This is a genomic window from Pseudomonas nunensis (assembly GCF_024296925.1).
GTDB classification, from domain to species: Bacteria; Pseudomonadota; Gammaproteobacteria; order Pseudomonadales; family Pseudomonadaceae; genus Aquipseudomonas; species Aquipseudomonas nunensis.
In genome coordinates, this window is the sequence record NZ_CP101125.1 from 1,132,406 (window position 1) to 1,143,883 (window position 11,478).

Annotated in this window: 11 protein-coding genes; 9 read left to right on the plus strand and 2 right to left on the minus strand. The window is 61.1% G+C overall.

The features are described 5' to 3' along the window. Nucleotide 1 precedes the first annotated feature (1 nt). Nucleotides 2-958, minus strand: a complete 957-nt coding sequence (locus tag NK667_RS05225; protein WP_054617383.1) for a LysR family transcriptional regulator — start codon at nt 956-958, stop codon at nt 2-4. A gap of 156 nt (nt 959-1,114) precedes the next feature. On the opposite strand from NK667_RS05225, the gene NK667_RS05230 reads away from it, so the two are divergent. From NK667_RS05230 to NK667_RS05255, 6 genes are all read left to right on the plus strand, one after another. Then, nucleotides 1,115-2,416, plus strand: coding sequence for an MFS transporter (locus tag NK667_RS05230; protein WP_054617382.1), 1,302 nt, complete (start codon nt 1,115-1,117; stop codon nt 2,414-2,416). After that, nucleotides 2,413-3,168, plus strand: a complete 756-nt coding sequence (locus tag NK667_RS05235; RefSeq protein ID WP_054053476.1) for a class II aldolase/adducin family protein — start codon at nt 2,413-2,415, stop codon at nt 3,166-3,168. The genes NK667_RS05230 and NK667_RS05235 overlap by 4 nt, the downstream gene beginning before the upstream one ends. Next, nucleotides 3,165-4,094: a 2-hydroxyacid dehydrogenase gene (locus tag NK667_RS05240; protein ID WP_054053473.1), complete on the plus strand. Its 930-nt coding sequence runs from the start codon at nt 3,165-3,167 to the stop codon at nt 4,092-4,094. The genes NK667_RS05235 and NK667_RS05240 overlap by 4 nt, the downstream gene beginning before the upstream one ends. A gap of 105 nt (nt 4,095-4,199) precedes the next feature. Next, nucleotides 4,200-5,573: an MFS transporter gene (locus NK667_RS05245; protein ID WP_054617381.1), complete on the plus strand. Its 1,374-nt coding sequence runs from the start codon at nt 4,200-4,202 to the stop codon at nt 5,571-5,573. Between the two features lie 15 nt (nt 5,574-5,588). Next, a complete protein-coding gene (locus NK667_RS05250) occupies nt 5,589-5,981 on the plus strand; it encodes a RidA family protein (RefSeq protein ID WP_054617380.1) in 393 nt (130 codons plus the stop codon). Continuing rightward, complete coding sequence (locus NK667_RS05255) at nt 5,974-6,585, plus strand: RraA family protein (RefSeq protein ID WP_054617379.1); 612 nt, start codon at nt 5,974-5,976, stop codon at nt 6,583-6,585. Before NK667_RS05250 ends, NK667_RS05255 begins: the two co-directional genes overlap by 8 nt. Here the strand turns inward: NK667_RS05255 and NK667_RS05260 are convergent. Next, complete coding sequence (locus NK667_RS05260; protein WP_054053465.1) at nt 6,582-7,514, minus strand: LysR family transcriptional regulator; 933 nt, start codon at nt 7,512-7,514, stop codon at nt 6,582-6,584. The genes NK667_RS05255 and NK667_RS05260 overlap by 4 nt on opposite strands. 163 nt (nt 7,515-7,677) lie before the next feature. Between NK667_RS05260 and NK667_RS05265 the strand changes: the two genes are divergently transcribed. The 3 genes from NK667_RS05265 (at nt 7,678) to NK667_RS05280 (ending at nt 11,422) form a co-directional block, all read left to right on the plus strand. Next, on the plus strand, nt 7,678-8,988 hold the full coding sequence (locus NK667_RS05265) for an MFS transporter (RefSeq protein ID WP_054053463.1): 1,311 nt from the start codon (nt 7,678-7,680) through the stop codon (nt 8,986-8,988). 23 nt (nt 8,989-9,011) lie between these two features. Continuing rightward, nucleotides 9,012-10,241, plus strand: a complete 1,230-nt coding sequence (locus NK667_RS05270; RefSeq protein WP_054617378.1) for a Zn-dependent hydrolase — start codon at nt 9,012-9,014, stop codon at nt 10,239-10,241. Nucleotides 10,242-10,396: 155 nt separating this feature from the next. After that, nucleotides 10,397-11,422, plus strand: coding sequence for a histone deacetylase family protein (locus NK667_RS05280; RefSeq protein ID WP_054617377.1), 1,026 nt, complete (start codon nt 10,397-10,399; stop codon nt 11,420-11,422). Nucleotides 11,423-11,478 lie beyond the last annotated feature (56 nt).

Consider the following 11,478-nt stretch of genomic DNA (forward strand, 5'->3'; position numbering starts at 1 on the left):
TTCACAGCACAGGCTCACGGATGCTGAGCATGTGCTGGAAGCTTTCCAGGAACACGGTTTCGGCCTGAGTCATCTTCTGTTCGCGATTCCACAGCAGCTGGATATCGAAATCCACCACGCCGTCCTCCGGCGGCAAACGCCAGAGCAAACCCTGCTCGACATCCCGCCGCACCAAGTGCACCGGCAAGCAACCAATCCCGAACCCTGCGCAGATCAAGCGGTAAATCTCTTCGAAACTGGTGGAGGAGGCGACGATCTTGCCGGTAAAGCCTTGTTCATCGCGAAACAGCGTCAGGGGCGAAAGATTGCCGCCCAATTGATCGCTGGTGAAGCTCACGAAGTTCTCCGCCGCCAACTGTTCCAGGGTCAGATTCTCCTGTCCGAACAGCCGATGACGCTGGCCGCAAAAATACGCATATCGCTCGCGAAACAGCACCCGCTGCTCCAGCCGTGGCTGCGGTAAACGGCACAGCCCAACACCAATGGTTGCAGTCTTTTGCAGCAACGAACTGATGATGTTCGAACTGCCCATCACCTCGACTTCCAGCTCGATTTTCGGGTGGGTTTCATGGAAGTCGGCAAGGAATTCATCGTAGTGCCGCGCCTGCACGCCGCTGACGGTGAGGATGCGGATCTTGCCCACCACATCGTCATGCCGACTTTCTAACACCGTGCCCAAACGCGAAATATCGCCATAGATATCCGCCGCGATGCGCAGGACTTCTTCCCCGGTTTCCGTCAGGTCAAAGCGCCGTCCGCTGCGGGCAATCAACACGCATTCCAATTGTTCTTCCAGACGTTTCAGCGCCTGGCTCACCGCCGACTGAGTGATGTGCAAGCGCGCAGCGGCGCGGCTCATGCTGCCTTCCTGGCCGATGACCAAGTAGGTGCGCAACAGGTTCCAGTCGAGGCGATCATTCAAAAAGCGCCGGCCAACCCAAGGGTTAGTTGAAGTCATGACAAGTCCATGTAGTAGCACAGCTAATAGTAATGATAAGAATTTGAAAATTGACTAATCCTGGCACGGAAGCGATAAAGCCCACAAGCGCCACAGAGTGCAACCGTCAACAGCCTTCAGTACCTGCCCAAAACTATAAATACACAGGGTCCTTGCATGCACACCACCCCTCAACCGCGACGCGCCGCGGCCGCTGCCTTCATTGGCACGACCATCGAGTTCTACGACTTCTACATCTACGCCACTGCGGCGGCGCTGGTGCTCGGGCAAGTGTTCTTTCCCAGCAGTGACCCGGTGATGAGCACCCTTGCCGCGTTCGGTAGTTTTGCCGTCGGCTTCATCGCCCGTCCCATGGCCGGCATGGTCTTCGGTCACCTGGGTGATCGTCTGGGCCGCAAGAAAATGCTGCTGGTGACCATGGCGCTGATGGGCCTGGCCACCGCCGGCATCGGTCTGTTGCCGAGCTACGCCAGCGTCGGCATCTGGGCGCCGATCGGTTTGATCGTGTTGCGATTGATCCAGGGGATCTCCGTCGGTGGCGAGTGGGGCGGGGCGGTGCTGATGGCCAGCGAACACGCTCCGGCCAAGCGCAAAACCTTTTACGCCTCGTTCGCTCAACTCGGCAGCCCGGCGGGTTTGCTGTTAGCCTTGATTGCCTTTCGCCTGGTCACCTCCCTTGAGCCGGAAGACTTCCTCGCCTGGGGCTGGCGCCTGCCGTTCCTTGCCAGCGGTGTGCTGATGATGGTTGGCCTGATGATCCGTTCCGGGGTCCACGAATCACCGGAATTCGCCAAGGCCCGGGACAACAACGAAACCGCCAAATACCCGGTGAAGGACGTGATCCGTACCTGCTGGCGGCAGATTCTGTTCGCCGCTGCCGCCGTGACCATCGGTTCCGCCGGGTTCTTCTTTACCAATACGTTCATGATCACCTACGTCACCCAATATCAGGGCATCGCCCGCTCGACGATCCTCGATTGCCTGTTCCTGGTGACCGTCATTCAGCTGCTCTCGCAACCGCTCTCGGCACTGCTGGCCGAACGCATCGGCGAAGGCCGCTTCCTCAAGCTCGTCGCGCTGCTGTGCATGGTCACGCCGTACCCGATGTTCTTGCTGGTCGGCACGCAAAACATTGTGCTGATGACCGTCGGCATTGCGTTGGCGGTGGTGATCCTCTCGGCGCTGTACGCGGTGATTGCCGGGTACATGACCCAGGCGTTCCCGGTGCACCTGCGCTACTCGGGGATTTCCATCGCTTACCAGTTGAGCTGCGCCCTGGCCGGCGGCACCACCCCGCTGATCGGCACGCTGTTGGCGAGCAAGTTTTCCGGACAATGGTGGCCGCTGGCGGTGTTCTTCACCTTGCTCTCGGCCCTGTCCCTGATCGGTGTTTGCGGCCTGGCCCGCCTGCGCGCCAACCCGGTCGTCACCCACGCTGCTAAAGAGGTGTATTCGTGAGTAAACCTGCACACATCGACCCGGTTGAATGGCAAGCCCGTTGCGAACTGGCGGCGCTGTATCGGCTGGTCGCGCACTTTCGCATGACCGACCTGATCGACACCCACATCACCCTGCGCATTCCCGGGCCTGAGCATCACTTCCTGATCAACCGCTACGGGGTGATTTTCGACCGCATGCGCGCCTCGGACCTGGTGCGCATCGATCAGAACGGACGCAACGTCGATCCTGAATACGCGGAGCATCGGGTCAACGCCGCAGGCTTTGTTATTCACTCGGCAATCCACATGGCGCGTCCCGATTTGAACTGCGTAATCCACACCCACACCGCAGCGGGTATGGCAGTCGCAGCACAAAAGCAGGGCTTGCTGCCGATCAGCCAACACGCGCTGAAGTTCTACGGCAAATTGGCGTATCACACCTACGAAGGCATCGCGTTGTCGCTGGATGAGCGCGAACGTTTGATCGCCGACCTGGGACCGCACCGCGCGATGATCCTGCGCAATCACGGCCTGCTGGTCGGCGGTTCCGGCGTGGCCCAGGCGTTCCAGGAGATTCACTTTCTGGAGCGTGCCTGTCAGGCGCAAGTGGCGGCGCTGGCCGGTGGTTCGGCGCTGCATTACCCGTCCCCGGAAGTCTGCGTCCACACCGCCGAACAGTTTGACCGTGATGAACAGGACAACATCATCGACCTGGCCTGGGAGGCCGCTCTGACCCTGATCGAATCCCAGCGCGAGTCCTATCTTTCATGAATACCGTGGTCCTGTTATCCCGCGACACCCTGTTGCTCAAACAACTGCAAGCAGCGTTCGCCCGCAGCGCGCCGCAACTCACAACCGTGCTGGCCGACGATCCTCGGGCCAAAAACGCGCAAATCGCCGCGTGCTGGTTTCCATTGCCCGGCAGCCTCGGTGCGTTGCCGAACCTGCAAGTGATTCACTCGGTCGCCGCCGGTATCGATCACCTGGAACACGATCCCTCGTGCCCGGACTTGCCGGTGTGTCGGGTGGTTGATCCCGGCCACCGCCAGGGCATGACCGAGTACGTGCGCTGGGCGGTGATTCACTATCACCGTGGCTTTGATCAGGTGCTGCAGCACCAACGCCAACAGCGCTGGGAACGACCGCTGCAACGGGCGGCGGGGCAGTTCAAGGTTGGGGTGATGGGGCTGGGTTCGTTGGGCAGCGCAATTGCTGAGGACCTGGCCGCCGCCGGTTACGACGTTCGTGGTTGGGCGCGCCGTCGCAAGGATTTGAACGGTGTCCAGACCTTCGCCGGTGCCGAACAACTGAACCCGTTTCTCGATGGCGTCGAGTTGCTGATCAACCTGTTGCCGCTGACCAGCGAGACTCGCGGCATTCTCGGTAATAGCACTTTTGAACATCTGGCGAATGGCGCCGCGCTGGTCAACTGCGGGCGCGGCGGTCATCTGAATATCGACGACCTCGAACAGGCCTTGCAAACAGGAAAACTGCGCGGTGCCTTGCTGGATGTTTTCGAACAGGAACCGCTGCCAGCCGATCATCGTCTCTGGCGCATGCCCGGCGTCACCATCACGCCACACATGGCTTCGGCTGCGTCCCACGACTGTATCGCCGAACAAGTCGCGGAGAACTTCCGCCGTTTAAATGCCGATGAACCGCTATTGAATTGCGCCGACCGAACACTCGGTTACTAACAACAAACTCGCCCACCAAGTTGGGCGAGGCATAACAACAATCCCTCACTCTCAAACGATTTACTGCCAGTAAAAAACAATTAAATAAATTCCTGGAGATCAGTGATGAGCGATCTATCGTCCGCAGAAAAGTCCGGCGCACCGCCGGAAGTGGCAATCAGCATGAAAAAAGTCGCCGTGGCCAGTGTCATCGGCACCACCGTGGAATGGTACGACTTGTTTGTTTTCGCCACGGCTTCCGCGCTGGTGTTCAACAAAGTGTTCTTCCCGGACTTCGTGCCGTTGATCGGTACGTTGCTGGCCTTCGGCACCTTCGCCTCGGCCTATCTGGCGCGAATCGTCGGCGCGGCATTGTTCGGGCATTTCGGCGACAAGCTGGGACGCAAGTCGATGCTGCTGATTTCGCTGCTGACCATGGGCGCCGCGACGTTCGCCATCGGCCTGTTGCCCAACTACGCGGCCATCGGTATCTGGGCGCCGATCCTGTTGCTGTTGCTCAGGGTGATTCAAGGTTTGGCGCTGGGCGGCGAGTGGGGCGGGGCGGTGTTGATGGCGGTGGAACATGCACCGGCCAACAAGCGCGGCTTGTATGGTTCGTGGGTACAGATCGGCGTGCCGGCCGGGACCATGATTGCCAACCTGGCCTTCCTGTTGATCGCCGCCTACCTGTCCCCGGAAGACCTGTTGGCCTGGGGCTGGCGTATCCCGTTCCTGGCCAGCGTGTTGCTGATCGCCGTGGGTTTGTACATCCGCTTGAACATCGCCGAAACCCCGGCGTTCAACAAGGTCAAGGAAGCCGAAGTGCAGGTGAAAATGCCCTTGGCGGAAGTCTTTCGCAAGTACTGGAAGCAAGTGGTACTGGGCGGCGTCGCAACCATGTCGACCGGGGCTTCATTCAACATCATCGTCGCGTTCGGCCTGACTTACGGCACGCAGAATCTCGGCTTCAGCCGCAGCACCATGCTCGGCGTGGTGCTGCTGTCCTGCGCCTGGTGCATCGTCATGTTGCCGGTGTTCGGCGCGCTGTCGGACCGCTACGGACGCAAGCCGATCATCGTCGCCGGCATCGTCGCGGAAGCCCTGGTGGCGTTCCCGATGTTCTGGTTGATGGACACCAAAGAGCTGCCGTTGGTGATCTTCGGCTACCTGTTGTTGATGACCGCGTTCGCCGCCAACTACGGGCCGATCGCGACCTTCCTTGCCGAGTTGTTCGGCACGCGGGTGCGCTATTCGGGGCTGTCGATCAGCTACATGTTGTCCGGTTTGCTCGGCAGTGCGGCGACACCGATCGTCACCACGGCATTGCTGGCGGCGACCGGCAAAGGTTCGTCGGTGGCCTGGTACATGATCGGCGCGGCGTTGATTTCGTTGCTGGCGCTGTTGCTGCTGACCGAGACCTTCAAGCGCGACATCAGCGAAATCCCGGTAGAAAAAACGACCGATGCGCCGAACAAATCCTTCAAATCCGCTGCAGTCTGAAAGGAGCTCGACAGCATGCGCAGAATTAACTCCGCCCCAGGCTTTATCGGCCCGGTAGGGCCTTATTCCCAAGCCGTGGTCAGTGGACACCTGGTGTTCACCGCCGGGCAGATTCCGGCTCAAAGCGACCTTAATGATCAGCCCGCCGATTTCACCGAACAAGTGCGGCAAACCTTGCGCAATCTGGAAGCGATCCTGATTGAAGCCGGGTCCGATTTCAGCCATGTGATCAAGGTCAACGCCTACCTCACCGATCCGGCGCAACTCGAACCGTTCAACGCGGTGTATCGCGAACTCCTCGGTCATGCGCCGCCGGCACGCACCACGGTGTGCGTGGCGTTGTGGGGCGTGTCGCTGGAAATCGATTGTGTCGCCGAGTTGATCGCGAAGGAGCCGCAGCATGGATGAGTCGAAACTGATCGAGCAGCTCAAAGAAGTGAGCTTTCCAACCCTCGGGCATTTCCTGGAGGAGGGCTTTGCCGATTCGCAACTGCGGGCCATGGTGCCGAATGTGAAAGTGGTCGGCCGCGCATTGACCCTGAAATTGGTCGGCGCCGATGCTATCGCGGTCAATCAGGCTTTGGCGCTGATCCGTCCCGGCGATGTGCTGGTAATCGACACCGATAGCGATTGGCGACACGCCCCGGTCGGCGCCGTTACCAGTTGCGCGGCGAGTTGCGCCGGAGCCGTGGGGATTGTGGTGGACGGCGCGGTCACCGACCTGTTGGAACTGCGCGAAGCCGGGCTGCCGGTGTTTGCTCGCGGCACCAGCCTGTTGACCACCAAACTGCACGGTCGCGGCGACAGCCAGATCAATCAGCCGATCCACTGCGCTGGCGTCACGGTAAACCCCGGGGATCTGGTGCTGGCGGACGACAACGGCGTACTGTTCCTCGACTGGTCAACGGCGGCTTCTGTCATCGAACAAGCCTTGGCCTCCGATCGCGCCGAACCGCGCTTGCTTGAGCGATTGCGTTCAGGCGAGCCGGTTGCTCAGGTGTTACAGGTTTAGGCCGTCAGGCACGCCTGCAAACTCTCGATAAACAGCGTCTCCGCGCGGCTCATGCGCTGCTCGCGGTTCCACAGCAAATGAATGTCCACATCGGCAATCCCTTCGTGGGGCGGCAGGCGCCAGAGCAATCCGGCGTCGACGTCGGCCGCCACCACGTGCTCGGGCAGACAGCCGATGCCAAATCCGGCGATCACCAGTCGCCGGACTTCTTCCAGGCTTGGCGACGACGCCACGATGCGTCCGCTGAAGCCCTGCTGATCGCGAAAAATCGTCAGCGGCGAGAGCATGCCGCCAATCTGGTCGCTGGTGAAACTGACGAAATTTTCCCGCTGCAAATCCCCTTCGGCGACGTTCTGCTGGCCGAACAATGCATGGTGCTTGCCGCAAAAAAACGCATAGCGCTGACGCAGGAATAATCGTTGTTCCAGGCGCGGTTGCGGGCGGCGATTGAGGCTCAAGCCGAGGGTCGCGGTTTTCTCCTGCAAAGCGCTGACGATGTCGGAACTGCGCATCACATCGACCTCCAGATCCACTCGCGGATGCTGGCGATGGAAGTCGGCGAGGAAGTCATCGAACCGCTCGGAGAAAATCCGGCTGATGATCAACAGTCGCACCTTGCCAATCACTTCATCAGCCGGTTGCTCCAGCACGCTGCTGACCTGCGACATCTGCCCGTAGATTTCCCCGGCCAGTTCGAAGATCTGCTCGCCGACTTCGGTCAGGGCAAAGCGTGGCCCGCGTCGGGCGATCAGTTGCCGGCCCAGTTGTTCTTCCAGCCGTTTCAGCGCCTGGCTCACCGCTGGTTGCGTCAAATGCAGGCGCGCGGCGGCGCGGCTGATGCTCAGCTCCTGGCCGATTACCCGAAAGGTGCGCAGCAGATTCCAGTCGAGGCGGTCATTGAGCAGGCGTTGCACTTCGCGTTCGGCCATGGGGACTCTCGATTATAAGCTGGCGTAATAGTCCGCATAATAAATAGAAAATTGACTAATCATAGCCCCGGGACGATAAATCACCTCCAAGACAGGCGCCGTCAGAGTGCCTTGATGCATCCGATTTCCTCCTGCCAAAAAAACAATCAAAGGAGCCCGACCTATGAAGCCCCAAGCTTCGTCCCAGCCGCGCCGTGCGGCAGCCGCAGCCTTCATCGGCACCATGATCGAGTGGTACGACTTTTACATCTACGCCACCGCCGCCGCGTTGGTGTTCGGCGCGCTGTTCTTCCCCTCCGACGACAAACTGTTCAGCACCATGGCCGCGTTCGGCACCTTTGCCGTGGGCTTCTTTGCGCGACCGCTGGGCGGGATTATCTTCGGCCATATCGGCGACCGTATCGGGCGCAAGAAGTCGTTGATCATCACTTTGCTGATGATGGGCGTGGTGACCGTGTGCATCGGTTTGCTGCCGACCTACGCGCAAATCGGCGTCGCCGCGCCGGTGCTGTTGATTCTGCTGCGCATCGTCCAGGGCATCGCGGTGGGTGGCGAGTGGGGCGGGGCGGTCTTGATGGCGGGTGAGCATGCGCCGAAAGGTCGACGCAATTTTTTCGCCTCGTTTGCGCAGCTGGGCAGCCCGGCGGGTTTGATCCTGTCGCTGCTGGCCTTCAGCGCCGTCACCCGTTTGCCGGAAGCCGATTTGATGAGCTGGGGCTGGCGCCTGCCGTTCCTCGCCAGTTCGCTGCTGCTGATCGTGGGCCTGGCGATTCGCCTCGGTGTGAATGAATCCCCGGAATTCCTCGCCAGCCGCGAACTCGCCAGCAAAAGCACACGCAAGGAACAGGCGCCGGTGATGGAAGTGCTGCGCACCGCGTGGCGTCCGCTGCTGCTGTGCATCGGCGCCAACACGCTGGGGATCGCCGGGGTGTATTTCACCAACACCTTCATGATTGCCTACACCACCCAGCAACTGGAGTTGCCGCGCTCGCTGATCCTCGAGTGTCTGTTTGTGGTGGCGATCATTCAGTTCTGCATTCAGCCGTTGGCGGCGTGGGTCGCGGAGAAGATTGGTGCGACGCGCTTCCTGTGCCTGATGTCGCTGCTGGCAATGGCCTCGCCGTACCCGATGTTTGTGCTGGTCAGCTCGGGCCAGGCGCCGCTGATCATCCTCGGCATCGCCCTGGCGGTGGTGTGCATGGCCTCGTTCTATGCGGTGATCGCCGGTTACGTCAGCGGCATGTTCGAGACGCGGGTGCGCTACACCGCGATTTCGTTGGCTTATCAGATTTGCGGTGCCGTGGCCGGTGGCCTGACGCCGCTGATCGGCACGATGCTGGCGCACAAGTTCGCCGGTCAGTGGTGGCCACTGGCGGTGTTCTACAGCCTGATCGCCGCCACTTCGCTGATCTGCGTCTTGTCCCTTGCCCGTCGCCATGCCAGCGCTGAACGCGTCGAATTGGCCAACGCTTAATCCCCGTTTTCCAGGAGTAATTTATGTTGAAGATTAACGGTGAACGCCTGTGGGCAAGCCTGATGGCCATGGCCGAAATCGGCGCCACGGCCCGTGGCGGCAGCTGCCGTCTGGCCCTGAGCGATGAAGACAAGGCCGGTCGCGAACTGTTTTCCCACTGGTGCCGCGAAGCCGGCATGAGCCTGAGCGTGGACGCCATCGGCAACCTGTTCGCCCGCCGCGAAGGCACCGATCCGGACGCTGCTCCGGTGATGATGGGCAGCCACCTCGACACCCAACCTGAAGGCGGCCGCTTCGATGGCGTCTACGGTGTGCTCGCCGGTCTGGAAGTGGTGCGCTGCCTCAACGACCTCGGCATCCAGACCCGCAAGCCGCTGGAAGTGGCGGTGTGGACCAATGAAGAAGGCGCGCGCTTCACCCCGGCGATGTTCGGCTCGGCGGTGTTCACCGGGATCATGCAACTGGATGCCGCGTTGGCGGTGCGTGACATCGACGGCATCAGCGTCGCCGAGGCCCTGCAACGCAGCGGTTATGCCGGCGAGCGTGCATTGGGCGGCGCGGTAGATGCGTACTTTGAAGCACACATCGAGCAGGGCCCGATCCTTGAAGATAACGCCAAGAGCATCGGCGTGGTCACCGGTGGCCAGGCGATTCGCTGGCTCGACGTGCGGGTCGAAGGCATGGCCGCCCACGCCGGCACCACGCCGATGCCGCTGCGCAAGGACGCACTCTACGGCGTGGCGCGGATGATCCAGGCGATTGAAGTGTTAGCCACGGATTTCGCTCCGGAAGGGCTGACTACGGTCGGTGAATTGAGCATCAACAAGTCTTCGCGCAACACCATTCCGGGGCTGGTGAATTTCACCGTCGACCTGCGTCATCACCGTGATGAAGCGATTGAGGCGATGGAACAGCAAGTGCGCGCACGACTTCAGGCGATTGCCGACGGTCGCGGCTTGAACCTGACTATCACCCCGCACTGGATTAGCCCGGCCACACCGTTCGACGCCGAGTGCGTGGCGGCGGTGCAGCACGCGGTGGATGCGCTGGGCTACGCTCAGCAATCGATTGTCAGCGGCGCCGGGCATGACGCGATCCACCTGGCGCGGTACTGCCCGACGGCGATGGTGTTTATCCCGTGCGTGGGCGGGTTGAGTCATAACGAAGCGGAAGACGTGTTGCCGGAAGATGTGCGCCAAGGCACGGACGTATTGCTCAACGCCGTCCTGGCCCGCGCCCAAATCACTGAATAAACCCAATCCCTAATGTGGGAGCGGGCTTGCTCGCGAAGGCGGCGTGTCATTCAACATGGATGTCGGCTGACCCACCGCTTTCGCGAGCAAGCCCGCTCCCACAGGAGGGCGCACTTGGTTTCAAGATCTATGACTAACTGACAGGTACTCACCCCATGCGCAGTTTTTTCCACCCCGAACAATTGCTCCACCATCCCCGCAGCTACTACTCCCGCGGGCAGATGCGCACACCGCAGGAGGTCCCCGAGCGCGCTCAGCGTCTGGTGCAGGCCTCACATTCCCTGGGCTTCAGCGTCGAGCAACCGGCCGACGCCGGACTCGCGCCATTGCTCGCCGTCCACGGCGCGCCGTACCTGACGTTTTTGCAGGAAGCCCATCAGCGCTGGAAGGAAATCCCCGAGGACTGGGGCGATGAAGTCATGTCGAACATCTTCGTCCGCGAACCCAATGCCCTGCGCGGGATTCTCGCCCAGGCCGCGCGTTATCTGGCGGACGGCAGTTGCCCGGTAGGCGAACAGACCTGGCGCTCGGCCTATTGGTCGGCGCAAAGCGCGATTGGCGGCGCCCAGGCGTTGCTCAATGGCGAACCGGCGGCGTATGCCTTGTGCCGTCCACCGGGTCACCATGCCCGAGCCGAAGCGGCCGGTGGTTTCTGCTATGTGAACAATGCGGCGGTGGCGGCTCAGGTATTACGCGGCGGGTTTGCGCGAGTGGCGGTGCTGGATACCGACATGCATCACGGTCAGGGCATTCAAGAGATTTTCTATGATCGGGACGACGTGCTGTACGTCTCGGTGCATGGCGATCCGACCAATTTCTATCCCGGTGTCGCCGGGTTTGCCGATGAGTGCGGTTTCGGCGCGGGGGAGGGTTTCAACCTGAATCTGCCGATGGCCCATGGCGCCAGCGAGGCGGACTTCCTCGGGCAACTTGAGGTGGCGCTGACGGCGGTGCAAGACTTTGGCGCCGAGGTGCTGGTGTTGTCCCTGGGCTTCGATATTTTCGAACTGGACCCGCAGAGCAAAGTCGCGGTGACCCGGGAAGGCTTTGCACTGCTGGGTGAACGGATTCGCAGCCTTGGGTTGCCGTGCCTGATCGTGCAGGAGGGCGGGTATCACCTGGAAAGCCTTGAAGATAATGCCCGGGCGTTTTTTGTTGGGCCTGAGGTTTGGCAGCTCTGAGTTTTTAGTTGTCCGGGAGATCGCTATCGCGAGCAAGCTCGCTCCCACGGGTGACC